The sequence below is a fragment of the Vibrio sp. B1FLJ16 genome (assembly GCF_905175385.1).
Lineage (GTDB): Bacteria > Pseudomonadota > Gammaproteobacteria > Enterobacterales > Vibrionaceae > Vibrio.
Map to the genome: position 1 here is coordinate 891,839 of NZ_HG992750.1, position 15,826 is coordinate 907,664.

The window sequence follows — 15,826 nt, forward strand, 5'->3', positions numbered from 1 at the left end:
GACGAGCCTATTTATTTGTGCCAAAAAATTAGCGATTGGTGCCATTTATTAAGATTTATTTTGCAAGGCTGTAGTGGATTCTTGAGAGGTGCTATTGAAAATGCATCAGTAGATAGTGTGAATTGTTTTACTTGTACTTAAGTTATTTCACGTCGAAATATAAGTGTAAACGCGTTAGCTCATACGCGTTTATTATTGTTTTAGCAATAACTTAAGGAAAAGCGAATATGCACCTTAAAAACGGGAAAGCAGTAAAAAGTGTTTTTACACTGAGCACGCTCACTGCGTCTTGTCTTATGGCATTCAACAGTTACGCAGCTGTTGATTGTGGACCTTTAGAAGCATGGGAATCATCAGCTGTTTACACTGGTGGTGATCAAGTTCAGTACGAAGGTAACGCCTATAAAGCGCGTTACTGGACTCAGAATAACAATCCTGCGCAGTCTGGTCAGTGGGGAGAATGGGAGAACTTAGGTGCTTGTGAAAGCACAACCGATCCTGTTGAACCGACTGACCCAGTTGATCCGCCACAAAATGAAGCGCCGACAGTTACTTTAACTTCTCCTGTTGCATCTGACACAGTAGTAGCAGGCGATATTGTTACTTTATCTGCTGATGCGACTGACGCAGACGGCACAATCAGTAAGGTTGAATTCCTTGTAGATGGCGTTGTCGTTGGTCAGGCAACATCGGCACCTTTCTCTGCTTCTTGGACAGCGACGGAAGGTCAGCATAGCATTTCAACGTTGGCGTACGATGATGCTGGTGCGGTAAGTACAGCAAGCAGTGTAGCGCTCACTGTTGAATCCGCAGTTCCTGGTAACGAAGCTCCAACAGTTGATGTCGCACTATCAGCAACATCAGTCGAGCTAGGTGGAAGTGTTACTCTGACTGCCAATGCTGCAGATACAGACGGCACGGTGGCTAAAGTTGACTTTTATGTAGCAGGTGCCTTGGCTGGCACAGTAACTAGCGCGCCATACACTTTAGATGTGACTCCTTCACAGGCGGGCTCTTTGGCCGTTTATGCGAAAGCAACGGATGATGCTGGTGCGACGACAGACTCGTCATTGGTAACTCTTACTGTAAATGGCGGCGATGTTGCGGCTAACTGTCGCCCTGACGGTCTATACCAAACTTCCGGTGTAGAAGTACCTTACTGTACGATTTACGATGAAGAAGGTCGTGAGAAGATGGGTGCTGATCACCCACGCCGTGTGATTGGTTACTTCACAAGCTGGCGTAGTGGTGACGATCCGCAAGCTACTTACCTTGTAAAAGATATCCCTTGGGAACAGTTAACTCACATCAACTACGCATTCGTTAGCATCGGTTCAGATGGTAAGGTTAACGTTGGCGATGTAAATGATCCAAACAACCCTGCAACAGGTAAGACTTGGCCTGGAGTAGAAGTCGATCCTGCATTAGGCTTCCAGGGCCATTTTGGTGCGCTGGCAACTTACAAGCAGAAACACGATGTTAAAACGCTGATCTCTATCGGTGGTTGGGCTGAAACTGGCGGTCACTTTGATGCCAACGGCGACCGTGTCGCAGATGGTGGTTTCTACACCATGACAACTAATGCTGATGGTTCAATCAACCATGCTGGCATTGAGAAGTTTGCAGCTTCTGCTGTAGAAATGATGCGTACATATAAGTTCGATGGTCTTGATATTGACTACGAATACCCGACTTCGATGGCTGGCGCGGGTAACCCGTACGATGCAGATTTCATGGAGCCACGTCGTCAATACCTATGGGCATCATACCAGGAGTTGATGAAAGTACTGCGTGAAAAACTTGATGCAGCTTCAGCTCAGGATGGTAATCACTACATGCTGACTATCGCAGCGCCTTCGTCAGGCTACTTGCTGCGCGGTATGGAAACATTCGACGTTACTAAGTACCTGGACTACGTAAACATCATGTCTTACGACTTGCACGGTGCGTGGAACGATCATGTTGGTCACAACGCTGCGTTGTTTGATACTGGTAAAGACTCTGAGCTTGCTCAGTGGAACGTATATGGTACAGCGGCTTACGGCGGCATTGGTTACCTGAACACGGATTGGGCTTACCACTACTTCCGCGGCTCTATGCCGGCAGGCCGTATAAACATCGGTGTTCCATACTACACCCGTGGCTGGCAAGGCGTAACAGGCGGCGACAATGGTTTATGGGGCCGAGCAGCGTTACCTAACCAGGCTGAATGTGCGGCAGGTACAGGTGAAGGTGAGAGCAACAACTGTGGTCATGGTGCTATGGGTATCGACAACATGTGGCACGATCTAGACCCTGCTGGTAACGAGATGGGCGCGGGTTCTAACCCTATGTGGCATGCGAAGAACCTGGAAAATGGTATCTGGGGTTCTTATGCTGATGCGTACGGCCTAGATCCTGTCAATGATTCTTCTGATCAACTAGTTGGTACATATACGCGTCATTATGATGATGTTGCGGTAGCACCTTGGTTGTGGAACGCAGAGAAGAGCGTGTTCCTGTCTACAGAAGATAAAGCGTCAATTGAAGTTAAAGCTGACTACGTTATCGACAAAGAAATCGGTGGCATCATGTTCTGGGAACTGGCAGGTGACTACAATTGTTACGTCCTAGATGCAAATGGCAACCGTACAACAGTCGATACTACTGAACAAGCTTGTGCCGCGGGTAACGGTGAATATCACATGGGTAATACCATGACTAAAGCTATCTACGACAAGTTTAAGTCTGCAACGCCTTACGGTAATACGGTTGCAACTGGTGCAATACCGACAGAAGCTGTTGATATTTCAGTGAGTGTTGGTGGCTTTAAAGTTGGTGATCAAAACTACCCGATTAACCCGAAAATTACCTTTACTAACAACACTGGCCAAGCAATCCCTGGCGGTACAGAGTTCCAGTTTGATATTCCTGTATCCGCTCCGGATAATGCGAAAGATCAGTCTGGCGGTGGCTTATCAGTAATTTCATCTGGTCATACTCGAGCAGACAACATCGGTGGTTTGGATGGTGTAATGCACCGTGTGTCTTTCTCTCTACCGGCTTGGAAAGAACTACCAGCAGGCGGTACTTACGAGCTTGATATGGTTTACTACCTACCAATCTCTGGTCCTGCAAACTACACAGTAATTTCAGGTGGTAAAGAGTTTGCGTTCAAGTTTGAGCAACCAGATCTACCAATTGGTGAGCTGACTTCAGGCACTGGAAGTGATGGTGGTACAACAGAACCAGGTTCTTGTGATGCTACCGGATTGGTAAAGTACCCTGATTTCCCTCAGACTGACTGGGCGGGTAACCCAAGCCACGCAAACCAAGGCGATAAAGTTATCTACAACGGCGTTGTATACCAGGCTAACTGGTGGACTTCTTCAGTACCTGGAAGCGATGGTAGCTGGTCTACCGTATGTAACATCTAGTCTTAACTAGTACTATCAAAACGTAAAGCGCACGATTTATATCGTGCGCTTTTTTCATTCTATTTTAAAAAGCTATTTAGAATTCGTAGCTTTCTTAGAATTCATAGCTTTCTGGAATAACGACGATACCTTTTTCAGACACATGAAAGCGTTTTGCATCTTCAACTTTGTTCACGCCAATTTTAGTATTGGGAGGAATACGGACGTGTTTGTCGACGATGCAGTTTACGAGTTCACAGCCTTCGCCAACTTCTACGCCATCGAAAATAATACTGTCTGCGACAGTTGCACTGTCATGAATACGAACATTACAAAATATGATTGAATGGTGGACGGAACCGCCCGAATTAATCACTCCATTTGCAATTATGGAGTTAATAAAGATACCTTCATTACCTGTCGCTGATGAAACCGTTCTTGCTGGTGGGTATTGCGGCTCGTAAGTACGAATCGACCAGTTTGACTGGTACAAATTCATCGGTGGAAGCGGTTCAAGTAAATCCATGTTTGCTTCATAGTAAGAGTCAATTGTACCTACATCTCGCCAGTAACAATCTTTGTCTACACGGCCTTTGCTACCACAGAACTTATAGGCGTACACAGACTCAGTATCGATGAGTTTAGGAATGATGTCTTTACCAAAATCGTGACTTGATGACTCTTGTTGTGCGTCTTCGTGCAGCGCAGATTTAAGAACGTCCATATCAAAAATGTAGATGCCCATTGAAGCAAGGCTTTTTGATGGGTCTTCAGGCAAAGTTGGCGGGTTTGATGGCTTTTCTACAAAGGATTTTACCAGCCCATTTTCTGCAGTACCCATTACACCAAACGCTGTAGCTTCATCTACAGGGACATCCATACACGCAACGGTGAGTTTAGCGCCTTTCTTTTTGTGCTCTTCAAGCATTGCTGCATAGTCCATGCGATAGATATGGTCTCCAGACAATACGACAACATACTTTGCATCATTTCGGGACAACAGCCATAAGTTGTGATAAATGGCGTCTGCGGTACCTTCGTACCATGCACCACCTTTGCGCATTTGAGGTGGGATAGTGGTGATGTATTCACCAAGTTCGGGATTAAAGATAGACCAACCGTCACGGAGGTGTTTTTGTAGTGAGTGAGACTTATATTGAGTCAGAACCAGAATTTTACGTAAACCTGAATTAAGACAATTAGTTAGTGTGAAATCGATAATGCGATATTTACCACCAAATGGTACTGCAGGTTTAGCGCGGTGATCAGTCAATGGGCTAAGTCTTGAGCCCACACCTCCAGCTAGAATTACAGCGAGTGCGTCTTGCATAGTGTTCCCTTTCCCTTGTTAATACATGACCCAAAACAGTGCTTAACTGGGGAGTTTTAGTGTTAAGCAAACGATGTTTAGAATGTCATGTGCTGATGTGTTTATGTTCTACTGAAAACTGTAGTACAAGAATCGAGCCATAGAATAATTTTTTAAAAATCAAAGGGATTTATTTAAACTTGGCTTATTAACGCACTGCATTAGGGAAGGGGTATTATAGTGCGCACCAAATTGATGCAGCACTGGAGACGGTATGGTATGGATAAGATTTACAATGTAAAGTGATGAATAAACAACAAGATAAAGAGAGCGTGCTGCTCTCTTTATTTCAAGCCTGCGTTACTTAGCAGCTAAAGTCTTTGTTAAGAAAGTCCGACAATGTTGCCTTCATCGTCCAAGTCAAGATTCATAAAAGCAGGCTTGTCAGGTAAGCCCGGCATCGTCATCACGCTGCCGGATAGCGCATAAACGAACCCCGCACCAGCACATAAGCGCAGTTCACGAATAGGCACTGAAAATCCGCCAGGGGCACCTTTAATTGCAGAGTCTGTAGTGATAGAGAGGGGCGTTTTAGCAACACATACTGCCAGGTTATCAAAACCTAGTTCTTCGAATCGTTTCAGTTGTGATCTGGCTAAATCACTTAGTTCCACATTCGATGCTCCGTAACCCGCTTCACATACAGACATTAACTTTTCTTTAAGTGTTTGTTCTTGCGTATAAAGGGGGGTGAAAGTTGTTGGAGTGCGACAAGTATCAACTACACATTGTGCGAGTTCTTGCGCGCCATCTCCACCTTTGGCGAAAGCATTACTCACGGAAACTTTAACATCAGGGTGATAGGTGTGAATTAAGTCTTTTAGTGCTAACAGCTCAAGCTCACAGTCTTGTGGGAACTGGTTGATAGCAACAACGGCAGGGATACCATATTTATGAACATTGTTAATATGCCAATTCAGATTTTCAAAACCGGCTTTTAAAGCAGATTCATCGGCGTTAAAGATAGAGTCCGGTATTTCTGCTCCCGGACGCAAATCATAAAGCCCTGAGTTTGCTTTTAGACCACGAAGCGTTGCGACAATTACCACACAGTCGGGGGATCGGTTTGCAGCAGCAGCTTTTATGTTACACGCTTTCTCGAAACCCATATCCGATCCAAAACCCGCTTCAGTTACGGTGTAACTAGATAGTTTTAATGCAATCTCATCAGCGATGATGGAAGAGTTTCCATGAGCAATGTTGGCAAAAGGACCAGCGTGAATAAGCGTCGGTACACCTTCTAGAGTCTGCATCAGTGTTGGTGCAATCGTCTCCTTTAGGGTAACCGCCATCGCACCTGCAACTTGCAGGTCTTCCGTCGTAATGGGTTGCTCATTAAGATCATAGGCAACGACAATACGCCCGATTCGCTTTCGTAAATCTTTTAGATCTTTGGCCAGAGCGATAATAGCCATCAGTTCAGATGCGGCAGAGATATCGAAACCTTCATCTCTCTGATTACCATTGATGCTTTTACCGGGTTCATTTAAACCAATTTTAACCATTCTCAAAGCACGGTCGTTATGATCCATCACGCGTTTCCAGGTAATGCTGCTCGCATTGATTTTTAGTGCTTTCAATCCCGTGCGCGCTTCAAATGCGTCATAACCTTCACGATGCTCATGATAAAGGCGTGCATCAAGTGCTGCTGAAGCGAGGTTATGAGCTGCAGTAACCGCGTGAATATCACCGGTTAAGTGAAGGTTAAGTTCGTCCATTGGTGCAACTTGAGAGTAACCACCACCGGCTGCACCGCCCTTAATACCGAAAACCGGTCCCATTGATGGTTGTCTGATACAAGCCATGACTGATTGATCCAGTTTTGAGAGTCCTTGAGCAAGGCCAATGGTTGTTACGGTTTTACCTTCACCAAGCGGGGTAGGTGTGATGGCCGTGACTAATACCAGTTTTCCGTCTTTGTTTTCTTTCAGTCGATTAAGAGAGCTCGGGTACACTTTGGCTTTATGTTTACCGTGAGTCTCATATTCATGCGGTTTTAGACCAGCGTTGCTTGCAATAGCCTCAATGGAGGAAAGTGGGGTGTTTCGGCAAATTTCAATATCAGACTGCATGGGTACTCCCAAAAGTGACTAACACGTGGTGTTCACATAAACCTATGTGAAGCGCTACTAACTGTTGCGTAAACGTTTGCGCAAGGATAATACGGGGAAGAAAATATCTGTAAAGAACTTAATTCGATTTAGCGGGTATGATAATAGCAAAAACAACCATGTACTGTGCTAGATCAAAACAAAAAGGCCACCAAACGGTGACCCACTTATATTTTCGATTATAACGCTCAGTCTTTATCGATCCCAGTAGGTCTCTTCTAAGCTATCTTCCCGCTCAGGCAGCGCACGAGACAGACGAGGGGAGTGCTGGGTTAATACTTCATAGCTCACTCGGTTGGCGTACTTACAAATTTGTGAGAGAGAAGAGTAAGTTAAGCAACGGACTTCATGCTTTTCAGAGTTTGGTACTTCTTTCTGGTGGAAAGAGTTAGCGGCCATATCGTGCAACAGTGCAGACAGGGCTGCATCACCTGCGCCGTTAGTATTCTTAATTTTCAACGGCCCGCCTAAGTACGGACCTATATGGGAGTATACTTTTACTGCGTTTTCGCAATCTGTTTTACGCATCGCTCGGCTAAATTCAAACTTATTGAACTCATCAATTGAGCCTTCAAGCGTGTCGTGAGTTGTTTCACGTTTTACTTTTTCATCTGTGTAAGCAGCCATATACAGACCGTTTGGACCTGCTGTACATAACACAAGATCGACCCAATCCAGTGCTTTATCTGCGGCAGCAAGCGGATCAGAAAGTCCCGTAAGTGCAGCGCCTTCTTCTTCATTCATGGCTACGACAGACACGTTTTCGCGAATGTATTCCTGCCACCACTCAGCATTACCCTCAATCACGTATTTAGTACCCAGAGTAAGCACAACTGGTACTTCGTGTTTCTTAGCAAACTCAATCGCTCTTTGTACCGCTTGCGGCATCGGATCTTCTTCTTTGCCTCGCATCAAATAAGAAGACACGACCAATGCCGATGCCTTACTGAATACTTCTTCAGGGATACTTTCTGGCGAAAGTTGGTTCATGTGACCTTCGTTTATCGCGAAAGTACGTTCACCATCCTGAGTTATAAGGGTATAACAGCGGCCGATAGGGCCATCTACCGTTTGCAAGTGGTTCAGGTTCATTCGGGAAGAAGTGCGGCAAAGGTAGCGATAAGCAAATGACCCGACTTGGATGTTCTTTGACATAACGCCAAGCAGTACGGATTTGCTGTCTGCAAGCACAGAATAGTTGTGAAGCGTATTACCGATAGTATCGCCGGGATATTGATGAGTAATCAGTCCTTGCTCGACAAGTTCTTCATACAGGGCGTCAGCTTTGCTCTCTTCAAGAACGAGAGAGTGTCCTTTACTTAAGTTGTGCTTTTCTAAAAACGCATCATCTACACGGGCTTCGATATCTACGATAGTTTGACCTACACCGACAATCGTCGGGCGATATAGCTTCGGTGTCTGTCGTATTTGGTTAACTAATGGATCTCGAGCGTGCGTTGGGAAGTAGTGTTTAGATTTTCGCTGACCAGGAAACTTCATGCTTGTTCTTGAGTGAGAAAAAAGAAGCGGGATTGTATCACAAAAATATGAAATGGAATTATATGTTGCAAATAAAATTGCCCACCAGTGCACGTGATGGGCTGAACGATACTGCAGAATTAGTTGGCTTTCGCTTCCGTTGGTGCAACGTAAGCTTTGGTTCCCCACAGCGGTACTGTTGACAAACTGTGCTTATGGCTGCCTGAACTCTCTTTAGTTGAGTAGGAGAGATACATTAATGTTTGATTGTCCTGATCAAAGATACGACGGATTTTCATAGACTTGAAAAAGATACTTTTAGATTTCTTAAAAACCACCTCGCCTGATTTACTCTTGTCGACATTAGCGAGCATCTCTTGTGTGATTTCTCCGGTTTGACGACAAGATATTGAGCTGTCGCTCGGGTCGGCGAAGCTCAGGTCGGCTTCGACACTGGCAATGTGGCAAGTCACGCCTGGGACTTCTGGATCGACGAGCATATTGAGCTTAATATCTTTCAAAGTGAACATACCCAGCGAAACATCGCCAACTTCATCGGCACCACACCCAGCCAGTAGGGTTACTAAACTTAGAGCGAGTAAGCTTTTTTTCATTATTCCGTCCTTAACTACAAAAGATTATTGATTCAATCTAGCAGACGTTTGCATGTAAAACAAAATTAGGCATTACCTCAGGGCTTTAGCTAGGTTTGTCATAGGCTTCGTGCTAAGGTACGACCTCAAAGTCAAAGGTTGCTTAATCTTCTTGTGAAGACGTTGATACAGAAAAGGTTGTTTGTAACATGCGAGCTCGCTTTTGTTTTTGACTTGCTACCTCGTTGTAGCCTGAAATAGTTAAGGTACTTAAATGAATGAACAACAGTTAGCCAGTATAGAGCGTAAAAATTCGTGGCTGCATGAATTAGTCGACGTCGAATTTCCTACTCCTGAGAGCTTAAAAGGGCGAGACATCTATTTTCAAGCGTTAAAACAGGCTGATTATCAGATAGTTGATAAAGGCTCTCTTTTATCGGGTGAGTCTGCGTTCAAAGCAGAAGATATATTTCTCGTTGATTTCCACCGACTCACTATCATGTTTTCTATTCTTCAGTCGCAACGCTGGGTTAACCAACATGATCAGCAGATGATTGTGGAATATCTCACTCAAATCATACTCACGCCGGACTTTGAACTTTACGTTGGTTTTATTGAGGGTAGTCCAGCTGGTGCGGCCATAGTCAGTCAGTTTGAAGGGAGCACTCTGGTTTCCGATATTGCAGTCTCCGGAACATCAGACAAAAGTCAGTTTATCGGTTCTCTTTTAAAGAAACTAGATAACAGCAATAAACTGTCCGAAACCATCATCTGCGAATGCTAACTTAAACTTGTCTCACTTTTGTGTGAGGCAAGCTTCTTTTATCCTTTCCGGCATTCCCATGCCAATTTCTCCGCGTTTTGATAGCAACTTTTATTTCACTGTTAGAATGATGAAAACTAAGTAATTACATTGTTATTCAGTATGAAATCCGTGACCTTGATATAGAAACAGACAATTGTTCGATAAGATTTGTCTGAAATGCCGAACCCATCGTTTAAATAAGCCTAAACTCAAATATTATTGTCTCTCACAACAAAATAGGCGTTTAAGGGTAAGCTATGGCAATAAACAATATAAAATGCGTAATTTTTGATTGTGATGGAACACTTGTCGATAGTGAACGCCTGTGTTGTCAGGCCTTAGTTAACGTATTTAATCAGCATGGTGCACAGCTAACAATGAAAGAGTGCGTGTCGCACTTCAAAGGCGGCAAGCTTGCAGACATTCTGATTGATACACAAAAATTAAAGAAACTTAACGTTCCTATCGATGTGTTAGAGCCCGAGTACAGACAAGAAGTTCAAAAGCTATTTGTTCGTCATTTGCAACCTATGGATGGCACGAAACGGCTGCTTAAATTTTTTGACTCACACAATATTGAGTATTGCGTCGTATCGAACGGACCAAAAGATAAAATTGAATATGTGTTGGAGCTAACGGGTTTATTGGACTTTTTTACCGGTAAGATATTTTCAGCTTTTGATGCGAATAGTTGGAAACCCGAGCCTGATTTGATTATGTATTGTGCAATGAATATGGGGTTCTTACCCAGCGAATGTCTTTATATCGACGATACGCCAAAGGGAGTAGAAGCAGGTTTGAATGCTGGTATCAAAACGGTGCAGTTATTTAATGGTGAAGAGATCAATCGTGTTGATGATGAGCGTGTTATCCGAATCCATCATTTAGATGAATTAAAAGAGCAGCTGTTAGGCTGCTCTATTTAAGTTACCTAGTGACAAACTCTACTCAGGCTATGTACATGCTTTAGTTTAGATTGCAAATAAGGCGTTTGGTGTAAACATTGGATTGAAGAGAAGTTTTTAGTGTGAAATCCACAAGCCGCGCAAGTGAATTTCTCGCCATCTGAAGAGATCAGATACTCATCACATTGGCATAGAGGGCATTGTAGGTTTTCATTGTCTTTTGTATCTTTGTAATTATTCATATTTTTATTTCCAGCAGCAAATTGGAATCTTCACGTTCAAGCATAGCGGAACACTAAGTTGTTGAACATTATTTCATCATATACAAAGCTAACTTTCGATTGACTTCAAAAAAAATGTATTAGTTCAACCAGTTGCATCTAGCAGAGTTAGGGACAAACAAAAAAGAATGGGCTCCTTTTTAGGAACCCATTTTAATCAATATTTAGAATAATTATTTAGTATGATATCTAACTAATACTTCACCAAGATTTATGGATGCTTTAGTTAAGTTAGCCACGCCGATTGTCGATTGTTCAGCAACTTCTTTAAGCATACTAGACTGAGTACGTATATCTGTTAGCTCTGAAGCAATATCATTGGCAACAGCGCTTTGTTCTTCCGCAGAAGTAGATATTTGAATACTCATGTCCATTTGCGAACGTGCTGATTCAGCGATCGAAGAAATATCGTCACCGATATCGCCAATTAACTGAGTACTGGTTTGCGCCTGTTTTACTGTACGGGCAGTAATAGAAGCAATGTTTTGGCTTTCATTTTGCAACTTCTCAATCATGGCTTGGATCTCAACCGTTGCTTGTTGCGTACGGCTTGCCAAAGTGCGCACCTCATCAGCAACAACTGCAAAACCACGGCCTTGCTCTCCGGCACGAGCTGCTTCAATCGCAGCGTTCAGAGCAAGCAGATTAGTCTGTTCAGAAATCGCGTTGATGGTGGTTATTACTTCATTTATTTGCGTTGTATTGTCATTTAAATGAGTCACTGAGGCGGAAGCTTGTTCGATGTAACTAGATAGTGTTTCAATTTCGCCAATAACATTTTGTACGCGGCTACGGCTTAGCTCAATTTTTTGCGCATCTTGGTCAGACTGTGTCGCAGCTAGTTGAGAAATACTGGATACTTCATTTGCAGACGCCGTCATCTCCTCCATTGCAGTCGCAACGGAATCAAGAGTTTGATATTGATGTGATACCTGAGTCTCACTCAGCTTCATGTCGCTTTCAAATGCAGAAGAGGTTTCGCTTAATGTGTTCGCGCTTTCTTTGACGCTGTTAACGAGCTCCGTTAACGTGTCCATTGATTTATCTAGCGCACACCCAATTGTGCCAAATTCATCTCGTCCTGGATGAAAGCCAAGACGTGAGGTTAAATCACCGTCACCAATTTTCTGAGTCGTTGTGTAGAGAACCCATAAAGCACCACCAATGAAGGTTGCTACCCAGTAACAAAACAGTGCGAACGGAAGTACCCAAACAAAACTGAGAAGAAATGAGGTAAGTGCGTTTGACTTGGCTTCCTGATACTCACTAGTTACGTTATCTGATAACTTAACTGTTTCACCATTATTAGTTTTAGCGTAAACGGTGACAGTTCCGTTTTGGAATGTATGAGCTTGCAGGCTGTTTGTTTTAGTGATGCCACCGATCTTATCAATGTCTTGTGGTTTTGCTTCTATGATCCCGGAGAGTTTCGCTTGTGTAGCAACGATTGATTGTTGTTCAAACTGGTCTATCTCGGTGTAGTAACGGCTTCCCGCGATAGAAGTGAGGGCAATTATAAATAGTAGGAAAATAACCCAGATTTTGTCATTGATAGACATCTTAATAAAGAGTCGGTCTATCGTCCTAAACTCAACTTCTTTCATTTATTACTCCATTTGAGATGTAATGTGGCTTACATTGTTATCGTCAAATGTAACGAAAACATGAGAGATTAGTCATTAAAAATGTAATTCAAAACAATTGCATTGTTCAAAACGAGATCTAAATCACCATATTGAGGGATTGGATTGCTTTTAATATCTAAACAAAACTCAGTTTTAACATTTGTTTAGGGGAGGATATGCCAGCCTTATGTACTGTTAAGCTGGTGTGGCAAATAGCTTTTGTTTCTTGTTGTAATAAACTTGTCATAGACAGGAGATAAAACGAAGTCGCTGATACAAAATGGATAATGTACAGCTAAAAGGAAGGAGCAAATTGCTTCACGGTTAATTAAAGGAGAACTTAATGAACGATCAATATCATAACGAAGAGAGCCTTGAGGTGTTAGACGCGCTTGAAATTGGCATGAACTTATCGGATTACATGGAATTCGAGAATGAGTCAGAGTGACGGACGTTTTTTCTATACATGGTGAGCCAAGCATTACACTCAAATAAAGTTAAACAAGTTATAAAACCGATTACGGCATCTAATGAACTTTCTTGCCCATTTACATATCGCGGATCACTGTAGTAGTCATTTGCTGGGAAACCTACTCGGGGATTTTGTGAAAGGTGATCCCAGTAAACAGTATTCGGCCCACATATCTAATGGTATTAAACTCCACCGTTTTGTCGACACTATCACCGATCAACATCCTATTGTTGAAGAGTGTAAACCTCTCTTCACTGGTGTCTCGCGTAGGTTTGCCCCGATCGCTCTAGATATGTTTTGGGATCATTGCCTGGCTAAGCACTGGCTGTCTTTTCACGATCAACCACTCAATCGTTTTGTTAATGATGCTTACCAAATAGTCGACAGAGAAGTAAACGATGAAATGCCGCCCCGATTTTTATTGCTGCACAGTAGGATGTGGACGGGCGGTTGGTTCCAATCTTATCAGGAGCTGGACAATATTGAATTTGCGCTGCACAGGATGTCGAAAAGAAGCCCTAGAATGGCTAACCTTGCGACGACATTTACAGTACTAGAGAACGAGTATTCAACATTAGAAGCCCATTTCCCATCGTTATATACAGATGTACTGGCTAAAGCGGTTAGGCAGCATAAACAATTGGTCAAGGCGTAGCCCCTGATAATGTCAATGTCTAAAGGTAGTATGGTCAAAGGGGCTCTGGTAAACTCTGCGCTCCGAAAATTATGAGGTTTATCATGTCCGTTAATTTTGCTGACCTTGGCATTGAACAAAAACTGGTGGAGACCCTGAGCAATTTGAATATTGTTACTCCAACGCCAGTACAACAAAAGTCGATCCCCCACGTATTGGAAGGTAAAAACCTGCTTGCGGCAGCACAGACTGGTACGGGTAAAACGGCTGCATTTGGACTGCCGATTATTCAAAGAGTACAGCAACAGAAACTTAACGGAACGCCTCATGCGTTAATTCTCGTCCCTACACGTGAGTTGGCGCAGCAAGTTTTCGATAGTCTGACTCAGTATGCATCTAAAACTGAACTACGAATTGTATGTGTTTATGGTGGTACAAGCATTGGCGTACAAAAGAATAAGCTGGAAGAAGGAGCAGACATTCTGGTAGCTACTCCAGGCCGTTTGCTAGATCACCTGTTTAACGGCAACGTAAACATCTCTAAAACGGGCACACTCGTGCTCGATGAAGCTGACAGAATGATGGACATGGGATTCTGGCCGGATTTACAAAGAATCTTGCGCAGATTGCCAGCAGACAAACAGATTATGCTGTTTTCTGCTACGTTCGAAGAACGGATTAAAACCATCGCTTATAAGTTAATGGAATCGCCGGTTGAAGTTGAAGTAACTCCGCCAAATACCACTGCAGAAACGGTCGAGCAGATTGTATATCCGGTTGATAAAAAGCGTAAGCGTGAACTGTTGGCATACTTAATTGGATCGCGTAACTGGCAACAAGTCCTTGTTTTTACGAAAACAAAGCAGGGTAGTGACGAACTGGCAAAAGAGCTAAAGTTGGATGGTATTAAGGCGATTTCCATAAATGGTGATAAATCGCAAGGTGCGCGCCAACGCGCTTTAGATGAATTTAAACAGGGTAAAGTTCGCGCTCTTATAGCGACAGATGTTGCTGCCCGTGGATTGGATATCCAGGAACTGGAGCAAGTCGTTAACTTCGATATGCCTTTCAAAGCCGAAGATTATGTTCACCGTATCGGGCGGACAGGTCGCGCTGGTAATTCTGGATTAGCGGTGTCTCTGATGAGCCGAGACGAAGAATACTTATTACATGCGATTGAGAATTTGCTTGATAAGCGTTTGCCACAAGAATGGTTGGCAGGCTTTGAACCAAGTTTAATTGAAGAGGTCGAGCCTGAACGAAATGGCGGAGGACGTCGTAAGAGCCGCTCGTCAGAAAAGCGAAAGCTCAAAGCTAAACTGGCAATTCATAAGAATCGCGGAAAAAATCGTCGCTAGGCTGTCTTAGCGTGATCATAAACGTCTAAAGTTTGTGGAAGCGCAAGCAAATAGCCTTGATACATATCGAAACCGAGCTTTTTCATTAAATTAAGTTGATGTTCGGTTTCAATACCTTCAATAACGGTTTTCGAACGAAGATTTTTCGCCAGCAACAGCGCGCCCAGCAGTGCAGAAAAATCGCCCTGTTCATATTGTAATAGGAGTGACCTGTCTATTTTGATGATGTCAGGTCGCACACATTTTACGCGCTCAATTGTAGAGGCGTTAATCCCGAAATCATCTATTGCAAGCTTAAAGCCCGAATCACTGAGTTGTTTGGTCGCTTTATAAAGCAAAGACGAGTCACTTGCGTCAAGTTCGACTAACTCCATGACGATTTGTTCGGTACTAAGGCCACACTGGCGAATAACTTGTTTTAGCAGGTGGCTATAAGATAGATCCTTCATCGCCATTTCCGCCGCTTTTGGCAGTACATTAAGAAATAGTCGTTTATCCCGGTAATGAGATTGTCCAAAATTTTTGACATGAATTAATCGACTTAAGCGTTCAACATTCAATTGCTGTATTTCAGAAAAGGTTTCCGATTGGAAAAAGTGATCAGGTCGAAGCATTGAACCGTTAGAGTCAGTGATTCTGACTAGTGCTTCTAGTCCTACGACGTTAAGGTCTTTCGTATAAATCGGTTGGAATACACTTCTAAGCGTTAAATTTTCGCAGCGCGCGATGTATTGTCCGTCTACTTGTTTTGAAATGCAGCTAAATAGCTGCGAAGTGCTCATCATTATTACAACCTAGA

General features: G+C 43.4%; 11 protein-coding genes. 5 read left to right on the forward strand and 6 right to left on the reverse strand.

Annotated elements, in window-relative coordinates; translation table 11 throughout:
* Nucleotides 1–227: 227 nt before the first annotated feature.
* Complete coding sequence (locus KHN79_RS18010; protein WP_182009335.1) at nt 228–3,416, forward strand: glycosyl hydrolase family 18 protein; 3,189 nt, start codon at nt 228–230, stop codon at nt 3,414–3,416.
* 94 nt (nt 3,417–3,510) lie between these two features.
* On the opposite strand, the gene glgC is transcribed toward KHN79_RS18010, so the two are convergent.
* The 4 genes from glgC to KHN79_RS18030 form a co-directional block, all read right to left on the reverse strand.
* On the reverse strand, nt 3,511–4,725 hold the full coding sequence (glgC, locus tag KHN79_RS18015; protein ID WP_182009334.1) for a glucose-1-phosphate adenylyltransferase: 1,215 nt from the start codon (nt 4,723–4,725) through the stop codon (nt 3,511–3,513).
* Between the two features lie 362 nt (nt 4,726–5,087).
* On the reverse strand, nt 5,088–6,836 hold the full coding sequence (locus KHN79_RS18020) for a formate--tetrahydrofolate ligase (RefSeq protein ID WP_182009333.1): 1,749 nt from the start codon (nt 6,834–6,836) through the stop codon (nt 5,088–5,090).
* A gap of 234 nt (nt 6,837–7,070) precedes the next feature.
* Entirely contained in the window at nt 7,071–8,375 is a 1,305-nt protein-coding gene (locus tag KHN79_RS18025; RefSeq protein ID WP_182009332.1) for an inosine/guanosine kinase, read from the reverse strand.
* Between the two features lie 119 nt (nt 8,376–8,494).
* Nucleotides 8,495–8,968, reverse strand: coding sequence for a CreA family protein (locus KHN79_RS18030; RefSeq protein WP_182009331.1), 474 nt, complete (start codon nt 8,966–8,968; stop codon nt 8,495–8,497).
* A 253-nt stretch (nt 8,969–9,221) separates the two neighbouring features.
* On the opposite strand from KHN79_RS18030, the gene KHN79_RS18035 reads away from it, so the two are divergent.
* Both KHN79_RS18035 and KHN79_RS18040 read left to right on the forward strand, forming a co-directional pair.
* On the forward strand, nt 9,222–9,731 hold the full coding sequence (locus KHN79_RS18035; RefSeq protein WP_182009330.1) for a flavodoxin: 510 nt from the start codon (nt 9,222–9,224) through the stop codon (nt 9,729–9,731).
* 278 nt (nt 9,732–10,009) lie between these two features.
* Nucleotides 10,010–10,678, forward strand: a complete 669-nt coding sequence (locus KHN79_RS18040; protein WP_182009329.1) for an HAD-IA family hydrolase — start codon at nt 10,010–10,012, stop codon at nt 10,676–10,678.
* Nucleotides 10,679–11,111: 433 nt separating this feature from the next.
* Here the strand turns inward: KHN79_RS18040 and KHN79_RS18045 are convergent, their stop codons facing one another.
* Nucleotides 11,112–12,542: a methyl-accepting chemotaxis protein gene (locus tag KHN79_RS18045; RefSeq protein WP_182009328.1), complete on the reverse strand. Its 1,431-nt coding sequence runs from the start codon at nt 12,540–12,542 to the stop codon at nt 11,112–11,114.
* 551 nt (nt 12,543–13,093) lie between these two features.
* On the opposite strand from KHN79_RS18045, the gene KHN79_RS18050 reads away from it, so the two are divergent.
* Together KHN79_RS18050 and KHN79_RS18055 are read left to right on the forward strand one after the other, a co-directional pair.
* Complete coding sequence (locus KHN79_RS18050) at nt 13,094–13,690, forward strand: ACP phosphodiesterase (protein WP_182009327.1); 597 nt, start codon at nt 13,094–13,096, stop codon at nt 13,688–13,690.
* An 83-nt stretch (nt 13,691–13,773) separates the two neighbouring features.
* Entirely contained in the window at nt 13,774–15,027 is a 1,254-nt protein-coding gene (locus KHN79_RS18055) for a DEAD/DEAH box helicase (RefSeq protein WP_182009326.1), read from the forward strand.
* On the opposite strand, the gene KHN79_RS18060 is transcribed toward KHN79_RS18055, so the two are convergent.
* Nucleotides 15,024–15,812 carry an EAL domain-containing protein gene (locus tag KHN79_RS18060; RefSeq protein ID WP_182009325.1) on the reverse strand — a complete coding sequence of 263 codons (789 nt, stop codon included), beginning with the start codon at nt 15,810–15,812 and terminating at the stop codon, nt 15,024–15,026. The genes KHN79_RS18055 and KHN79_RS18060 overlap by 4 nt on opposite strands.
* Nucleotides 15,813–15,826: the final 14 nt, after the last annotated feature.

What these genes read in the sequence shown, in the direction of transcription:
- KHN79_RS18040 (WP_182009329.1), top strand. Translation starts at nt 10,010, where the DNA reads ATGGCAATAAACAATATAAAATGCGTAATTTTTGATTGTGATGGAACA.
- KHN79_RS18045 (WP_182009328.1), bottom strand. Translation starts at nt 12,542, where the DNA reads ATGAAAGAAGTTGAGTTTAGGACGATAGACCGACTCTTTATTAAGATG.
- KHN79_RS18010 (WP_182009335.1), top strand. Translation starts at nt 228, where the DNA reads ATGCACCTTAAAAACGGGAAAGCAGTAAAAAGTGTTTTTACACTGAGC.
- KHN79_RS18055 (WP_182009326.1), top strand. Translation starts at nt 13,774, where the DNA reads ATGTCCGTTAATTTTGCTGACCTTGGCATTGAACAAAAACTGGTGGAG.
- glgC (WP_182009334.1), bottom strand. Translation starts at nt 4,725, where the DNA reads ATGCAAGACGCACTCGCTGTAATTCTAGCTGGAGGTGTGGGCTCAAGA.
- KHN79_RS18050 (WP_182009327.1), top strand. Translation starts at nt 13,094, where the DNA reads ATGAACTTTCTTGCCCATTTACATATCGCGGATCACTGTAGTAGTCAT.
- KHN79_RS18025 (WP_182009332.1), bottom strand. Translation starts at nt 8,375, where the DNA reads ATGAAGTTTCCTGGTCAGCGAAAATCTAAACACTACTTCCCAACGCAC.
- KHN79_RS18020 (WP_182009333.1), bottom strand. Translation starts at nt 6,836, where the DNA reads ATGCAGTCTGATATTGAAATTTGCCGAAACACCCCACTTTCCTCCATT.
- KHN79_RS18035 (WP_182009330.1), top strand. Translation starts at nt 9,222, where the DNA reads ATGAATGAACAACAGTTAGCCAGTATAGAGCGTAAAAATTCGTGGCTG.
- KHN79_RS18030 (WP_182009331.1), bottom strand. Translation starts at nt 8,968, where the DNA reads ATGAAAAAAAGCTTACTCGCTCTAAGTTTAGTAACCCTACTGGCTGGG.
- KHN79_RS18060 (WP_182009325.1), bottom strand. Translation starts at nt 15,812, where the DNA reads ATGATGAGCACTTCGCAGCTATTTAGCTGCATTTCAAAACAAGTAGAC.